Origin of the sequence: Allobosea sp. AK1, from assembly GCF_006714945.1 — a bacterium.
Classification (GTDB): domain Bacteria; phylum Pseudomonadota; class Alphaproteobacteria; order Rhizobiales; family Beijerinckiaceae; genus Allobosea; species Allobosea robiniae.
The window spans coordinates 3,438,561-3,453,468 of record NZ_VFMG01000001.1; the positions used below are offsets into that span (position 1 = coordinate 3,438,561).

Here is a 14,908-nt window from a genome sequence, read left to right on the forward strand (position 1 = left end):
CGCTTCATCCCGCGGCAGAAGAAGGAGCCGGCGGCTCCGAAGAACGAGGCCGAGACGGCACCCGGCAACAAGGGCGACGCGAAGAAGAAGGGCGAATGATATGCCCATCACCAAGGCCGCGCAGAAGCGCAGCTACGCCAATTTCGAGGGCTTCAAGGAGAAGTTCTCCGGTGTTTCGGCCGTGCCGGCAAATACCGTGCTGCCGGCCATCTCCGGCACCGCGACGCTCGGCGAAACGCTGACGGTGGCCAATGGCACAGGCACCGTCCCATCGCAGTATGTGCCTTTCGACATCGTCACGTCGAGCGGGCTAACTCTGGCAAATCGCGCTGATATGTAGATGCGGATTTCAGCGATCGGCGCAGTCTCAGGGGCCGCCGTAAACAATGCAAACTCGTGCATTTGGACGGCGGTGTATGGCTGCACGTCTGGGACGGTTCAGGGCAACTGGGCCAATTCGGGCGTGTATCGACCAACGGGGTGAGCGCGACCTAGTTTGGTTCTTCGGTCGCACCTGCTGCGGCAGCGCGATCCAAGTCTATCCGTCCTTGAACGGTGGCAACAAGCCGATATTTGATCTTTGACTGGAGCGCTGCTTTTGGGTCGATGCCCGCATTGCTCTCCGAATTGACGAAAGCGACGGCGAAGTGATCCAGAAGATCGGCGGCTACGCGATCTGCCCAAACCGCAAGATTTTCTTCTTTGGTCGGCATTGTTCTACTTTGTGGCGGTTGCATATAGATCAAGGCCCAGAAAGCGGGGCCATACACTGCCGATCATATCGGCTCTCTTACTCGTTTTAAACGGGCTCGCATCGTCCCAGTTCTCGACGCGGGAAGAGAACTTCGTAAAGCCGCAGCAGAGATGGGCTAGGGAGCGGCGGCTGATGAAATCGGTGTGAGGGGCGGCGTCCCCGGCGGAATTTTTATCGTAGGACGCGCGTTCCGCTGCGCGCATGCCGAACACCGGGCCGCGATAACCAAACGTCTCGGCCTTCAGATACCGCAGTGTTTCGGATCGCGCCTGCTGAAATCGGCGCAGGGAGTAGGCGTAGTAAACCATGAAGATCAGCTTCCCGCCTGGGCGCAGAACGCGGAGGCACTCGTTGATTGCGCCTTGGAGGTCGCCGGTGTGATGCAGGCAGCCAATCGCGACCACGTAATCGAAAGTAGCGTCACGGAAGGGGGCATGGAGAATGCTTCCCTGCCTTGCCCCAGGCTCTCGACCAATCTGGTTCGCGCGGTCATTGCACATCGCGACAGGGCCGGCAGCAATGTCCAGTCCCGAGTATTGCGCTCCTGACAACATGATCTTTTGTGAAACGGTGCCGTAGCCGAGCCCGACTTCGAGAACATCCTTTCCTGCCATCGATCCGAAGGGGATATGGTCGAGAAGATATGGATAGTAATCCATATACCAGTCATCGAATTTCTTCAGAGAACTGGGTGTGCTGTCCGTCACGCCCAACACGTTCGCCAAATGCGATCCACATAGATCGTCCCAGAACGACGAATTGGCCTGATCGACATCTGCCTGAGAGTTCGACATTTAATCTCTCTGTGGGGCTGACGCATCTGCGCTCGCCTTCTTCCAAAAATCAAGTCTATGCCCCCAAGGGCCAAAGCGCCTTTCGCTCGATGATAAATTGCTGCTTCGGTCGAGCCGGTTGGCGAACTGCGGGCCGACGCTTGGCGCCGCGAACAAAGCGATTTGAATTCGCGGCGTTCAGGAACTGGCGGTGCGCTCGACGGCCGGTCGCGGACGTGAGGCTCGTGAGCTGTCAAAACGGGTCGGCCAAAGCCTCCGTCAACGCCCCGAAAGCGGCGCTGTCAGGAACCTTGTTCGACCTTCCAAGTGATCGACTTCATTACAACGAAGGCGACGTCGTTTTCTGTCTTGATATAGAGCCTGTCGGGCGCGCGAGTTCGGAAGGAGACCAGTTTCACGTCTTTGTTGAACCTTCGGCACTGGGCATCGACGCATACCCACGCAGGCTTATCGCCGGTGATAGAAGCGCCGGACACCTCGATGGTCAGGTCGATCGGCTTTGTCTTTTCTTCCGGGTCGAGATCGTACTCCAGGCCGGTGAATGGGCGACCCGCAACGTTGTCTCCAACATAATTTGGGATGTTGTTGAAGTTCTCCGCCCCGCTATTGCCGGTCAGATCGATGCCGACCGTCCCAGCTTCGCCCCTGACGATGTCGGGTTTGTTGCTAAGATAATTGAAGCGATCAACGTTCAAAAACGTTTCATAAAGACTATACGGCATCAGCGCCGTATTAAATGACACGTTTTTGCGAATTTTCTCGTCATTTATTATGTCGTCAGTTGCCGCTAGGGCGAAGGGTGCCTTGCCGGTAGTGTCCTCGCTCCAATAAGCGCCGTATGTCGTATCGATCAGACGCCATTTTCCGTCGATCATCGCTTCAACGTTGATGTGGCTCAGCCTTACGCCTTTATATTCATAAAAATATTTTACTGTCCTCGCTTCTATAGTTGCCAGTTCGAGGAAGGCTAGTCCGACAGCCGCCTGGTTCCCGCATATGCCATGTCTAACCTGTATGCAGATTTCCGCATCGCTTCCTGGCTGCTTAAAGCCGGGAGCCCCGCGTAGGTAGAATACGTGCAGAGCCGTGCTCGACAGGATTGGTGTCGTGTTCGCGACCAAAACGGCGTAGACAGAGCGAAAGCACGAGGATTTTGGCGCATTGATCGCGTCCTCGGGCCTGATCTGTCGAGGCGTGCCGACTTCGGCGGCTGTAGGTTTGCACGACCTCGTAAAGCCGACGTTCCGCCAGACACCGAGTGCGCTTTGATATAGCAGGCAGGCTTCATACTTGAGACTGCCTACGCCGGGGCACGTCGGGTCACCGCCCTCGATCAGCTTTGCGACAAGCTCGGGCAAAGGTAGTTCGGGTGGTTCCGGTTGGCTCTGAACCTGCGGCGGGGGCTGTTCTGCAGGCTTATGCGTGAGGCGGTAGGCAGCACCAAACGCCACGGAAATAACGACCGGAACTACGGCCACAGCCGCCCAAATGCGCGTGATCATAATCGCCCCAGTCGTTGATCTGGGAGGAAATAGTCTAGTTCTAAATTTCAGCAAATAGCGCCGCGGCAACACCCGTCATCCAAATAGGGCTGCCAAGCCTCACCGCCCCTGACCCGCCCTGAACGGCGGGCGGCTTTTACATCTATATGAGCGCGATTATGAGTGCTCCGGCGAGATTGATCGCGCTCAGCAGCCATTGCGGCACCGTCTCGATCGCGGCGTCGAAGTCTGTGTCTTCGTCGCCCAGGCCACGCCTCACAGCGTAATCACTATCGGAAGCGCAAAGCTAATCGTCAGAGAGATGGTTACTGGAGGCGGCGACGCCGACGCGGAGACGGCGGTCTTTGCGGAACCGATCGCGCTTATGCAGCGTTACGGTGGTGTGACACCTCGGACCTTCACTCGGCCCCGTTAGCTCCCGCTGGCGGGGTTTTTTCGTTCCATCGACTGCGCTAGGGGCATTGCCTCCAGTTTGCGCAGAGAGGTTCCATAAAGAAGCTGCAGTGCTTTGCGCCATCCTGTACGATTTGGCCGTTCAGGCAGACGAATATCCAGCACCCGTTTCCAAGGTAGTTGGACCTGCAATGGGCGCCTTCCACCAGGCCGCCACATGCGAGGCGGCGGTCTACTGTCGACATCGGAATTGGCGCTTTACTGCGGTAGACGGCGTCTGCCGCTAGGCGTCAAGGTTCGCCCGCATGAGCGGTGCAGTTGAAGAACAAGAGTGCAAGAGCTAAAGCGCCTCGCATTTATTCGCCTCCCCGCATTGTTGCCTTCAAGGATTTTGCTTCTTAATTCCCTTAGGCCAATATTCGTCTAGGTGCCGGGCCTTTTTGTTTCAGGTGACCCACGTGTAGAGTTTGAACGCTGCCATGCAGAGCATGGCGACCCATACCGCCTGCATCGCGAGCGCAAACAGAATGAGCGAGACTCGCAGGGTCTTGCTGGCAGCTCGCGCGCCCAGCTTCGGTCTCAGTTTGGTTCTTAGGCGCTTCAATTCGGGGCATCCGACATGCTGTTTGGCATCTCGGGTCAAATTTTGAGCCGCCAGATCCTCAAAGGGGTCCTAGCGTCATGGCCTGATTAATGCTTTCCTAACGTCATTCGATGCGCCGGTGGGTATGATGATTCTCGCGATCTTCTGGCTTACCGGACTGTGCGTATTCCTGGACCTAGCCCAGCGCGCGCCGACGTTGGATTAGGGCGGCGCCGCATCTTGCCCGAGCTCTCGCTTCACGCAGGGTGGCTACAGATCACTGCCCGGCTCGCGCGGGGCCGGGCTTTTTCGTCTCAACGCGGCCAATGCGGCCTGTTGATGAACTCCGTCAATTGCAGCCGAAGGCGGCATCGAGAGCGAAGCGGTTCCAGATCACCCGCCCGTCGATCCGCTTCGGCTTTCCGCCATCTGCCACGAGCTGGTCGAACTTGGATGTGCCGACGCCGATGTCGCGGGCTGCTTCCTCCCGCGACATGCCTCGTGGAGGGTAGGCGAGGGGATCAGGTCGGATTGGCATGACTGGGATTTCTGTCGGGCAAAGAAAAAGGCCCCGAAGGGCCATCGTCTCAACTTCTTGAAATATCTCGGGAAATTTTGGTCGGAGTGGCAGGATTTGAACCTGCGACCCCCTCGTCCCGAACGAGGTGCTCTACCAGGCTGAGCCACACTCCGATCCGCTGGTGGCCGGCTTATAGCCAGCGCGCGGCTCCTGTGCAACAGGCTCTTTGCAGGTTGTGGAGGAATTCTTCCGGCAAGGCGCGGGGCGAGGTCGCTTGCCGGTTGCGCGCTGCGCCGCCGCGTTCTAGAAGGCGCCGCATATTGGGGCGTCGCCAAGTGGTAAGGCAGCGGTTTTTGGTACCGCCATTCGGAGGTTCGAATCCTCCCGCCCCAGCCAGCGGCCCGACGCGTCAGCCTCCCGCTGCAAAGCTCGGGTTGCCATAGGGATAGTAGTCCGCCAGCGTGAGATGCTTGTAGGCGAGTGCGTCGAGATGCACCGTGCCCATGAAGGGCTCGGGCGGCTCGACCAGGAGGATGGTGGGCGCAAAGCCGCTATCGTCGAAGCCCCGGCGGAAATGGACGCGCGACTTGATCGCGATCACATCGAAATCCCGGGGTTCGAGCCCGAGCTGCCAGAGTTCCGCAGGCTCGACGATCTGGACGAGATAGGGGCTGAGCACCAGTACATTGCCCTTGCCGAATTCGACGCAGATCCAGTCCTTGCCATGGCCGCGCGCAGTCGTTGCCGGGCCCACGGATCGCAGCGTGCCGGAGATGCGGACGGGCGCACCGGCCGATTCGTCGAAGAGGCCGCCGATCTCCGCATCGAAGGCGTCGCCCGGCTTCGCGCCGGACGCGATCACGGAGCGAACCACCTCGGGTGAGGCGATCGTGGCGATCAGGGTGCGCTCCAGCTTTTGCGCCACGATCTCCTGAAGGAGCCAGGTGGCGTAGCCTGAGCGATCGCTGTAGTCGGCGAGCACGACGGGGCCCTTGCCGCCGGCGACAGCCTCGCGGGCCAGAGCGACAGCCTCCTTCGCCTTGTAGATCTTGACGGTATCCAGCAGCGCCTGGCGCCGGCGCCAGATCCATCCCGCCATGTCGCGCATGACGCGCTCGGCGAGGTCGGGGTCGTTGTTTGTCAGCACCTGCAGCGACATGCCGGCATCGGGGACGTCGGACCAGGGAAAGCCGAAGAGCACGTTGACGAAGACATCGGGCTCGCGCGCCTCCCAGATCAGCGCACGCTGGATGAGATCGGACCAGGGCGAGGCGCCGGTCCACATCACCACCGTCGGCGCGATGATCGGGATGCGCAGGGTCCGATGCACCGGCTTGAAGCTGCCGCGGATCGACCGGACCAGCATGCGTGCCGCGCGCTCGCCCTGCAGATGCATGTCGTAATGCGGGAAGTATTTGACGCAGAAGGCCATGTCGGCCTGTTCGAGGAAGGCTTCGTCCTCGTTGCCGTGCGGGTCGAAGGTCGCGGTGATGAAGGCCTTGTCGCCGACCACCTCGCGGACGCGCCGGGCGATGTCGGCCTCCGGCTTCGGCACCCCGCGCACGGCGAGAGCGCCATGGAGCGCGAGATAGACGCCGTCGAATTGCGGCTGCGCCTTCAGCTCCGCAATCATGATGCCCATGAAATGCTCGTAGGCATCCTCGGTCACCCAGCCCGAGCCCGTTCCGGTCCGCGGCCAGAGCGGCGAGGTGATGCCGATCAGCTCGACATCCTCAAACTCGCGGGCAACCTGCACGAAGCCGCCCATGTAGCCTTTGGGATCGGTGGCAAGCAGGTCCTCGCCGGAGGCCGGAGATCCCGGATAGATGAAATCCTCCCGCGTCGTGTCGTTTGGAAGGAACGTCACCGTCTCATGAGCGAACTGAAGAACGGCGATCCGAAGCTTGGAATGTGTCACAGCGGCCTGACGTCGTAGAACTGGGCGAAACCGATACGCATGCCGGTGATCCCGCGATAGGCCGTCTTTTCGTAGTAGGCGCCGAGCGGGATATAGGGCACGTCGATGAAGAACTGCTTCTGGATCTCGGCACAGATCGCCTTCTGGGCCGCGACATCCTTGGCGGCGAACCAGTCGAGCCTGAGCTCTTCGAGGCGCGGCGATGTAGGCCAGCCGAACCAGGCCTTGTCGCCATTGCCGCGGATGCCGAGCTGGCTGGCGGGATCGAAATTATTCGTGCCGTTCAGGTAGGTGAGGAAGATGCTCCAGCCGCCCTTGTCGACCGGCTGCCGGCTGGCGCGGCGCTGGACGACCGTGCCCCAGTCGGTCGAGACCAGCTCGACGTTCATGCCGGATTTCTGCAGGGCATCGGCCGCCACGGCCGCGAGCGCATGGGTCGAGGGGTAGTCGGTCGGATCGAGCAGCACGACGCGCTCGCCCTTGTAGCCGGCCTCCGCCAGGGCGCGTTTGACGGCGGCGAAATCGCGCTTGCCGACCAGCCTCTCGGTCCCGGCCGTCGTCGCCATCGGCGTGTCCGGGCTGAAGACGCCGACATGATCCTTCCAGAGCGAGCGCTCGTCCCCGGCAACCGCCGTCATGCACTCGCTCTGGTCGATGGCGCCGAGCAGCGCCCGCCGGATCGCCGGATTGTCGAAGGGCGGGTGCAGTGCGTTGAAGCGCAGGCAGCCGATGCCGCCAGCCGGGTCAAGCCCCTCCAGCTTGAGGCCCGGTTTGCCTTTCAGCGCAGCCTGAAGATCGGGCGTCGGGTTCTGCCACCAGTCGATCTCGCCGTTGCTCAGCGCATTCGCGGCCGTTTGCGGATCGGGGATGATGTGCCATTCGATACGCTCGAAATGCGCGTGCTTCGGGCCCGCGGTGAAGGTGGCGGAGCCATCGGCGCGCGGAACATAATCCGCAAACCGCTCATAGACGGTCAGCGCACCCGGGACGCGCTCATCGGCCCTGAAGCGGAACGGCCCGCTGCCGACCATCTCGGTGACCTGCTTGTTGGGGTCGGTGACGGCGAAGCGCTCGGGCATGATGCAGGGCATCGAGGTCCCCGTCTTGCCGAGCGCTGCCGGCAGCAGCGGGAAAGGCCGCTTGAGCCGGAACTTCACGACGCGATCGGATTCGGCCGAGAGCTCGTCGGTCGCATCCATCAGGGCGCGGCCGAAGGCGTCGCGTGCCGAGAAACGGCGAATGCTCGGCACGACGTCCTGTGCGCGGACCGGTTCGCCATCATGGAAGCGCAAGCCCTCGCGCAGCGTCAGCCGCCAGAGCTTGCCGTCGTCCTCGACCGTATGACCGGCCACCATCTGCGGCTCGAAACCGTAGGCGGCGTTCTGGCCGTAAAGCGTATCGAAGACGAGGTAGCCGTGATTGCGCGTCACGGTCGCCGTCGTCCAGACCGGGTCGACGATCGCGACATCCGATTCCGGAATGAATTTCAGCAGTTTCGTCGGCTGCGCGAGAGCCGGCTTTGCAATCGCGGAGACCGCAGCACCCGCAGCGACACCCAGAAATGTCCGACGCTTCATGCCGTGAGCCCTCTGCCGAGGAGATGGAAAGGACGCTTAAGGTTACGTCGCTGCAATCCCAATGCACCGATCCTAGAATGGCCGAATTGGCGGGCGCAAGCGCTTTGCGGACCTGTGTATCGGCCGCGCCATGCACGTTGAGCGCATCGCCGCCCTTCCATTCCCAGGCATTGAAACCGTGTCGCACCCTTGCAAAACTCGGCCTTCGAATGGCGTTGCGGAAAGCCGGAGCCTGATAATAGGGCGGCAATCGGTGCGTGATGAACGTAAGCCAACAACGCGGTTCATGAACCGTTGAGGCGTTGGCGCGTTTAATGCGATCGGATCAAGGAGAAAACATATGCGCAAATTCCTCGTACTTGCTGCCCTGGGCCTTGGCGTTTCGCTGGCCGCCCCGGCGATGGCTTCGGAACAGCTGCCCGCGTCGATGGCGCAGCGATTGGACAAGCAGGACGCAGAATACACCTGGTCGGCCGCTGCCGAGCGGCGGCACATGATCATGCGCGAAACCCAGCGGCAACAGCGCTATGGTCGCGGCGGCTACGGCTATGGCCCCCGTCATGGCTATAGCCGGGGCTATGGCTACGGCCCGCGTCCCGGCTACGGCCCGCGCCCCCATTATCGTCGTCACCGCGGCTGGTAATCGGGACGCAGAGTACTCGCAACGGATCGGCGGCCCGGTGACGGGCCGCTTTTTTTCGACCTCGATCGGAGCTGTTCGTCAGATCGGGGACACCACGCATCCTTGCCGCAGGATGTCGTGTTCCTGACGGACGATCTCGCCGACCTGCATGAAATGCTCGGCCAGGGGATTCGTCTTGCGCCAGACCAGGCCGATGCTGCGCGCCGGCCGCGGCTCCGCCAGCCGGGCGATGCTGACCTCCACGGCGGATGTTTCTGCGGCTACCGCCATCTCCGGGATCAGCGTCACGCCCATGCCGGCGCCGACCATGCGCACCAGTGTCGCCAGCGAGCTGCCTTCCATCGGGTCCTGCGACAGGCCGGGCGTCATCTTGCAGAAGGCCAGCGCCTGATCGCGGAAGCAATGGCCCTCCTCCAGCAGGAGCAGGCGCATCGCGCGCAGGCTCTCGACGCCCGGCGGCGGCTTGCCGCGGTCGGCCAGCGCGCGCACCAGGACGAACTCCTCCTCGAACAGCGGATGATCCTGGAGCGACGGCTCGGAGACGGGCAGGGCCATCACCGCGACATCGAGGCCGCCGGTGATGAGGTCCTCGGTCAGCTTGCCGGTCACCGCCTCGCGCGGACGCAGATCGACGGCGGGAAATCGCTCCGTCAGGCGCCGGATCACCGCCGGCAGCAGATAGGGCGCGACCGTCGGGATCATGCCGATGCGCAATCGCCCGCCGAGCGACGGGCTCGAAGCCCGCGCCAGATCGGCCAGTTCGTCGACCGAGCGCAGGATCTGCTGCGCCCGCCCGGCAAAGGCCTCGCCGAGGCCGGTCAGCCGGATCTGCCGGCGATCGCGCTCGACCAGCTGCGCGCCGAGCAGCGCCTCCAGATCCTTGACTTGCAGCGACAGCGCCGGCTGGCTGATGGTGCAGGCATCCGCCGCGCGGCCGAAATGGCGGTGCTGCGCCAGGGCGGCGAAATAGCGCAGATGCTTGATCGATATCATTTGAAAAAATTATCGTAGTGATTTGAAAATTCAAGTTCTCATTATGATCGCTTTTCCCTAGAACCATTCGAATGGAACGGCGCGGCATCTGCGAGGGCGGATGCGGGACGTAGCCGTGTTCCGGCGTGAGGCGGCGATCGCCTTCCGGAAAGATCCAATTCAGCAAGCTCCGAAGGGGGATGTCATGGACGGTGGTGACGTGAAGACGGCCGGCAAGTGCCCGGTCATGCATGGCGGGATGACCCAGACCGGCGGCTCCGTCACCAGCTGGTGGCCGAACGCGCTGAACCTCGACATCCTCCACCAGCAGGACAGCAAGACCAACCCGCTGGGCAAGGACTTCAACTACCGCGAGGAGCTGAAGAAGCTCGACGTCGCGGCGCTGAAGAACGACCTGCGCGCGCTGATGACCGACAGCCAGGACTGGTGGCCGGCAGACTGGGGCAGCTATGTCGGCACCATGGCGCGCATGACCTGGCATGCCGCCGGCACCTATCGCATCTCCGACGGCCGCGGCGGCGCCGGCACCGGCAACCAGCGTTTCGCCCCGCTGAACTCCTGGCCGGACAATGCCAACACCGACAAGCCGCGCCGCCTGCTCTGGCCGATCAAGAAGAAATACGGCAACCGCGTCAGCTGGGCCGATCTGATCGCGCTCGCCGGCACGATCGCCTATGAGGTCGCCGGCCTGAAGACCTTCGGCTTCGCCTTCGGCCGCGAGGACATCTGGCACCCCGAGAAGGACATCTACTGGGGCGAGGAGAAGGAGTGGCTGGCGCCGAGCGACAACCGCTATGGCGATCTCGCCAATGCCAAGACGCTGGCGAACCCGCTCGCCGCCGTCCAGATGGGCCTGATCTACGTCAATCCGGAAGGCGTGAACGGCAAGCCCGACCCGCTCAAGACCGCCGCGATGATGCGCGAGACCTTCGCGCGCATGGCGATGAACGACGAGGAGACGGTGGCGCTGACCGCCGGCGGCCACACCATCGGCAAGAGCCATGGCAATGGCGATGCCGCCAATCTCAGCCCGGCGCCGGAAAGCGGTTCGCTCGAGGATCAGGGCCTCGGCTGGATGAACCGCAAGGGGCGCGGCATCGGTCGCGACCAGGTCGTCAGCGGCATCGAGGGCGCCTGGACCACCCATCCGACGCGCTGGGACAACGGCTTCTTCGAGATGCTGCTCGGCCATGACTGGGAGCTGCGCAAGTCGCCGGCCGGCGCCTGGCAGTACGAGCCGGTCTCGATCGCCGATGCGGACAAGCCGGTCGACGTCGAGGACGCCGCGATCCGCCACAACCCGATGATGACCGATGCCGACATGGCCCTGAAGGTCGACCCCGCCTACCGGGCGATCTCGGAGCGCTTCCTCAACGATTTCGAGGCGTTCTCGGATGCCTTCGCCCGCGCCTGGTTCAAGCTGACCCATCGCGATCTCGGCCCGGCCTCGCGCTATTTCGGCCCGGACGTTCCGTCCGAGGAGCTGGTCTGGCAGGACCCGGTCCCCGCCGGCCGCGTCGGCTACGATGTCGCCGCCGTCAAGGCGAAGATCGCTGAAAGCGGCCTCTCGACCGCCGATCTGGTCTCGACCGCCTGGGACAGCGCCCGCACCTTCCGCGGGTCGGACAAGCGCGGCGGCAGCAATGGCGCCCGCATCCGCCTCGCCCCGCAGAAGGACTGGGCCGGCAACGAGCCGGCGCGTCTCGCCAAGGTTCTGGCTGTCCTGGAGCCGATTGCGGCCGCTGCCGGCGCGAGCGTCGCCGACATCATCGTGCTCGCCGGCAATGTCGGGGTCGAGAAGGCGGCGAAGGCTGCCGGCTTCGACGTGACCGTGCCCTTCGCGCCGGGTCGTGGCGATGCCACCGACGCGCAGACCGATGCGGCGTCCTTCGCCCCGCTGGAGCCGCTCGCCGACGGTTTCCGCAACTGGCAGAAGGAAGCCTATGTCGTCACCGGCGAGGAGATGCTGCTCGACCGCGCCCAGCTGCTGGGCCTGACGGCGGCTGAGATGACGGTGCTGCTCGGCGGCATGCGGGTGCTCGGCACCAACCATGGCGGTACGAAGCATGGCGTGTTCACCGATCGGGTCGGTGCGCTGACCAGCGACTTCTTCGTCAACCTCACCGACATGGCCTACGCCTGGGTGCCGACGGCGAACGGGCTCTACGAGATCCGCGACCGCAAGACCGGCGCGGTGAAGTGGACCGCCAGCCGCGTCGACCTCGTCTTCGGCTCGAACTCGGTGCTGCGCGCCTATGCCGAGGTCTATGCTCAGGACGACAACGCCCGGAAATTCGTCGACGATTTCGTCGCGGCCTGGGCCAAGGTGATGAACGCCGACCGCGCCGATCTGGCCTGAGACGATCGAGCGCGAGCATTGCACGGACATCAGCCCCGCCGGCCCAGCCGGCGGGGCTTTCTGTTGGCATCGCTCCCATGGGGAGGCTTGGAGCCGCCTCACGGCCGGGTTAGACAGGCGAATCCGCTGCGGAGGGCTTCGTCCTTGCGTATCATCATCGAGCACGCGCTGCGCCAGAACTGGGAGCGCCTGTTCTCCTATGCGCTGCGCCTCAGCGGCAATCGCGACGGCGCGGCCGATCTCCTGCAATCCTGCGCGACCAAGGCACTCGCCGCTTCACCGCCGGAAGACGGGGAACGTATCCGCGCCTGGCTCTTCGCGATCCTGCGCAATATCTGGATCGACGAGCGTCGCCGCAGCGCGGTCAATGCCGCGGCAGCCGAGGAGGCGCTGGAAGACGAGCAATGGCGCCGCGACGACCGGATGATCGCGGTCATCACCGTCCGGCAGGCGCTCGAACGTCTCGACCAGCCTCATCGCGAGGTCATCGAACTGGTCGATCTCGCCGGCTTCCGCTATGGCGAGGCGGCGGATATCCTGGGCGTGCCCGTGGGAACCGTGATGAGCCGCCTCAGCCGGGCGCGGCTTTTGCTTCTGAATGCGATCGAGGGCGGCACTGTCCGCCCCTTCGCCGCGCGGCAGCGCAAACGAGCCAACGACACGTGACCGATAGCGAACGCCTCTCCTGGACCATGCTCAACGCCTATGTCGACGGCGAGCTGGAGCCCGATCAAGCCGCCAAGGTCGCGGCAGCCCTCGCGGACGATCGCGAGGCAGCCGCGCAGGTCGCGACGCTGACGCGGCTGCGGGCGGCGGTGAAAGCCGCATCGCCGATGCCCGCGCCACCGCCTTTCGCGCTGCCGCGAGCCCGTTCGCGGGCGATGCGCTGGGCGCCTTGGGCTGCCGCGGCCTGCCTTGCTCTGTTGATCGGTGCGGCTTCGCTCGGCATCGGCCAGCGGCAGTCGGGCGCCTCGTCCCTCTCCGCCGCGATCGCCGCCCATCAGCTCTGGCTGGCGCAGTCTCCGGCGGGCACGGCGCCGCGTCTCGGCGTCGAGCTCGCTGGTGTCGAAGCCGGGGCTCTGCCGGACCTGTCGCTCGCCTCGCTGCGTCTCGTGCATCTCTCGCTCGACCCTGCCGGGCGCGGCGGGGGCGGCATGCTCGCCGGCTATGTCGGCCCGAACGGCTGCCGCGTTGGTCTCTGGATTGCGCCGGTCGAGGCGGCGCTGCCACAGCAGCCGGCCGTGCAGGATCGCGATGGCCTCTTGGTTCGTGCATGGCGGGGGGAGCGCGCGAGCTATGCCTTGCTCGGGCGCGGCATCGACCCCGCCCGCCTCGACGGCATCGCCGCGCTGGTCGCAAGGATCACGCGCGACGAGCCCGGCGTCCCGCGCGAGCAGGTCGCGGCGCTGGCCGAGGCCCGCAGTGTGGGGCCGGCCTGCCTCGGCTGAAAAAAGATTCTCTCGGCTTGGAATAAATCGAAGAGCTGATGCGTCGTCTCCAGTGAGGAATATGTCCTCGGGAGAAACGCCATGCTCAACGAAGCAGACCTGCGCGATGGCGCAGCCGCTACCGATGCCGTGCCTGCTGCCGGCGCCCTTGATACCCCCCGTACATCGCGACGTCTTCTGCTCGGCGGCAGCATCGCCGCTCTGGGTCTGGCTGCCGGCGGCGTGCCCCGCCTGTCCATGATCTCGCCTGCTGCCGCGCAGGGCGCTGCCCCCGCCGCCGCGCCGCCCAAGGGGCCGCAGCCCTTCGACTATCCCGGCAAGGACAAGGGCCTGACCCTGCTCGGCGATCGCCCCCTCGTTGCCGAGACGCCCGCAAACCTGCTCGATGACGACACCACGCCGATCGCGAAATTCTTCGTCCGCAACAACGGCCAGATCCCGGAGCCGATCAAGGATGTCGACGGCTGGCAGCTCAAGATCGAGGGTGAGGTCGACAAGCCGCTGACGCTGACGGTCAAGGAGCTGAAATCCCGCTTCAAGGCGCATACCTTCCGCATGGTGCTGGAATGCGGCGGAAACGGCCGCTCCTTCTACACGCCGGCGGCGCGCGGCAACCAGTGGACCAATGGCGGCGCGGGCTGCGCCGAATGGACCGGCGTGCGCCTCGCCGACGTACTGAAGGCGGCCGGCCTCAAGGCCTCCGCCAAGTTCACCGGCCATTACGGCGCCGATCCGCATCTCTCCGGCGACACCACCAAGGACGCGGTCTCGCGCGGCATGCCGATCGAGAAGGCGCTGGAGCCGCACTCTCTCATCGTCTGGGCGATGAACGGCGAGCCGCTGCCGCATATCCATGGCGGCCCGCTGCGCCTGGTCGTGCCGGGCTGGCCGGCTTCGCTCTCGTCGAAATGGCTCAACCGCATCCTGGTCCGGGCGACGCCGCATGACGGGCAGGGCATGGGCGGCACCTCCTACCGCGTGCCCACCGTCCCGATCGTCCCCGGCTCGAATGTCGACGGCAAGACCAACTTCGCCGACCTGACCTCGATGCCGGTGCGCTCGATCATCAGCGCGCCCGCCAACGGCGCGCGCCTGCCGGCGGCGACGCGCGAGGTCGCCTTGCGCGGTGCAGCCTGGGCCGGCGACCACACCATCGCGAAGGTCGAGGTCTCCTTCGACGCAGGCCAGCGCTGGCACGCCATGACGCTCGCCAAGCCGAAGAACCGCTATGACTGGGTGCGCTGGACCGGGAAGATCAAGCTGCCGAGCGACGGCTATTTCGAGCTCTGGGCCCGCGCGACCGATTCCCGCGGCGTCGCCCAGCCGCATGTCGCGACCAACTGGAACCCGCAGGGCTACGGCTCCAACCCGCTCCACCGCATCGCGGTCCTGGTGGGCTGACGATGGTATTCGCGCAATCGCTC

The 14,908-nt window shown here is 64.2% G+C and carries 13 protein-coding genes and 2 tRNA genes; 7 read left to right on the plus strand and 8 right to left on the minus strand.

Annotated elements, in window-relative coordinates; translation table 11 throughout:
• Positions 1 to 100: 100 nt before the first annotated feature.
• Positions 101 to 340: a hypothetical protein gene (locus FHT98_RS16735; RefSeq protein ID WP_142114680.1), complete on the plus strand. Its 240-nt coding sequence runs from the start codon at positions 101 to 103 to the stop codon at positions 338 to 340.
• Between the two features lie 151 nt (positions 341 to 491).
• Here the strand turns inward: FHT98_RS16735 and FHT98_RS16740 are convergent, their stop codons facing one another.
• The 5 genes from FHT98_RS16740 to FHT98_RS16760 all read right to left on the minus strand — a co-directional run bounded on the left by FHT98_RS16740 (position 492) and on the right by FHT98_RS16760 (position 4,719).
• Positions 492 to 713: a hypothetical protein gene (locus FHT98_RS16740; RefSeq protein WP_142114681.1), complete on the minus strand. Its 222-nt coding sequence runs from the start codon at positions 711 to 713 to the stop codon at positions 492 to 494.
• Positions 714 to 717: 4 nt separating this feature from the next.
• Positions 718 to 1,548, minus strand: a complete 831-nt coding sequence (locus tag FHT98_RS16745) for a class I SAM-dependent methyltransferase (RefSeq protein WP_142114682.1) — start codon at positions 1,546 to 1,548, stop codon at positions 718 to 720.
• A gap of 281 nt (positions 1,549 to 1,829) precedes the next feature.
• Positions 1,830 to 3,050, minus strand: a complete 1,221-nt coding sequence (locus tag FHT98_RS16750) for a transglutaminase-like domain-containing protein (protein ID WP_142114683.1) — start codon at positions 3,048 to 3,050, stop codon at positions 1,830 to 1,832.
• Positions 3,051 to 4,375: 1,325 nt separating this feature from the next.
• Positions 4,376 to 4,564 (minus strand): hypothetical protein, encoded by a 189-nt coding sequence (locus FHT98_RS16755; RefSeq protein ID WP_142114684.1) that lies wholly within the window; start codon positions 4,562 to 4,564, stop codon positions 4,376 to 4,378.
• Positions 4,565 to 4,642: 78 nt separating this feature from the next.
• Positions 4,643 to 4,719: transfer RNA gene (locus tag FHT98_RS16760), tRNA-Pro, on the minus strand.
• A 148-nt stretch (positions 4,720 to 4,867) separates the two neighbouring features.
• On the opposite strand from FHT98_RS16760, the gene FHT98_RS16765 reads away from it, so the two are divergent.
• Positions 4,868 to 4,942: transfer RNA gene (locus FHT98_RS16765), tRNA-Gln, on the plus strand.
• Positions 4,943 to 4,955: 13 nt separating this feature from the next.
• Here FHT98_RS16765 and FHT98_RS16770 read toward each other — a convergent pair.
• Together FHT98_RS16770 and FHT98_RS16775 are read right to left on the minus strand one after the other, a co-directional pair.
• Complete coding sequence (locus tag FHT98_RS16770; RefSeq protein WP_142114685.1) at positions 4,956 to 6,464, minus strand: M81 family metallopeptidase; 1,509 nt, start codon at positions 6,462 to 6,464, stop codon at positions 4,956 to 4,958.
• On the minus strand, positions 6,461 to 8,041 hold the full coding sequence (locus FHT98_RS16775; RefSeq protein ID WP_142114686.1) for an ABC transporter substrate-binding protein: 1,581 nt from the start codon (positions 8,039 to 8,041) through the stop codon (positions 6,461 to 6,463). Before FHT98_RS16775 ends, FHT98_RS16770 begins: the two co-directional genes overlap by 4 nt.
• A gap of 340 nt (positions 8,042 to 8,381) precedes the next feature.
• Between FHT98_RS16775 and FHT98_RS16780 the strand changes: the two genes are divergently transcribed.
• Complete coding sequence (locus FHT98_RS16780; protein ID WP_142114687.1) at positions 8,382 to 8,684, plus strand: hypothetical protein; 303 nt, start codon at positions 8,382 to 8,384, stop codon at positions 8,682 to 8,684.
• A 78-nt stretch (positions 8,685 to 8,762) separates the two neighbouring features.
• On the opposite strand, the gene FHT98_RS16785 is transcribed toward FHT98_RS16780, so the two are convergent.
• Positions 8,763 to 9,677 (minus strand): hydrogen peroxide-inducible genes activator, encoded by a 915-nt coding sequence (locus tag FHT98_RS16785; RefSeq protein ID WP_142114688.1) that lies wholly within the window; start codon positions 9,675 to 9,677, stop codon positions 8,763 to 8,765.
• Between the two features lie 184 nt (positions 9,678 to 9,861).
• On the opposite strand from FHT98_RS16785, the gene katG reads away from it, so the two are divergent.
• The 4 genes from katG (at position 9,862) to FHT98_RS16805 (ending at position 14,885) form a co-directional block, all read left to right on the plus strand.
• Positions 9,862 to 12,036 carry a catalase/peroxidase HPI gene (gene katG / locus FHT98_RS16790; RefSeq protein ID WP_142114689.1) on the plus strand — a complete coding sequence of 725 codons (2,175 nt, stop codon included), beginning with the start codon at positions 9,862 to 9,864 and terminating at the stop codon, positions 12,034 to 12,036.
• Positions 12,037 to 12,180: 144 nt separating this feature from the next.
• Positions 12,181 to 12,702 carry an RNA polymerase sigma factor gene (locus FHT98_RS16795; RefSeq protein ID WP_142114690.1) on the plus strand — a complete coding sequence of 174 codons (522 nt, stop codon included), beginning with the start codon at positions 12,181 to 12,183 and terminating at the stop codon, positions 12,700 to 12,702.
• Positions 12,699 to 13,484 (plus strand): anti-sigma factor, encoded by a 786-nt coding sequence (locus tag FHT98_RS16800; RefSeq protein WP_142114691.1) that lies wholly within the window; start codon positions 12,699 to 12,701, stop codon positions 13,482 to 13,484. Before FHT98_RS16795 ends, FHT98_RS16800 begins: the two co-directional genes overlap by 4 nt.
• An 81-nt stretch (positions 13,485 to 13,565) precedes the next feature.
• Complete coding sequence (locus tag FHT98_RS16805; protein WP_142114692.1) at positions 13,566 to 14,885, plus strand: sulfite oxidase; 1,320 nt, start codon at positions 13,566 to 13,568, stop codon at positions 14,883 to 14,885.
• Positions 14,886 to 14,908: the final 23 nt, after the last annotated feature.

Excerpts from the sequence above, each read along its gene's own strand:
- FHT98_RS16775 (WP_142114686.1), bottom strand. The coding sequence starts at position 8,041 with ATGAAGCGTCGGACATTTCTGGGTGTCGCTGCGGGTGCTGCGGTCTCC.
- FHT98_RS16805 (WP_142114692.1), top strand. The coding sequence starts at position 13,566 with ATGCTCAACGAAGCAGACCTGCGCGATGGCGCAGCCGCTACCGATGCC.
- FHT98_RS16745 (WP_142114682.1), bottom strand. The coding sequence starts at position 1,548 with ATGTCGAACTCTCAGGCAGATGTCGATCAGGCCAATTCGTCGTTCTGG.
- FHT98_RS16780 (WP_142114687.1), top strand. The coding sequence starts at position 8,382 with ATGCGCAAATTCCTCGTACTTGCTGCCCTGGGCCTTGGCGTTTCGCTG.
- FHT98_RS16750 (WP_142114683.1), bottom strand. The coding sequence starts at position 3,050 with ATGATCACGCGCATTTGGGCGGCTGTGGCCGTAGTTCCGGTCGTTATT.
- katG (WP_142114689.1), top strand. The coding sequence starts at position 9,862 with ATGGACGGTGGTGACGTGAAGACGGCCGGCAAGTGCCCGGTCATGCAT.
- FHT98_RS16740 (WP_142114681.1), bottom strand. The coding sequence starts at position 713 with ATGCCGACCAAAGAAGAAAATCTTGCGGTTTGGGCAGATCGCGTAGCC.
- FHT98_RS16785 (WP_142114688.1), bottom strand. The coding sequence starts at position 9,677 with ATGATATCGATCAAGCATCTGCGCTATTTCGCCGCCCTGGCGCAGCAC.
- FHT98_RS16755 (WP_142114684.1), bottom strand. The coding sequence starts at position 4,564 with ATGCCAATCCGACCTGATCCCCTCGCCTACCCTCCACGAGGCATGTCG.
- FHT98_RS16735 (WP_142114680.1), top strand. The coding sequence starts at position 101 with ATGCCCATCACCAAGGCCGCGCAGAAGCGCAGCTACGCCAATTTCGAG.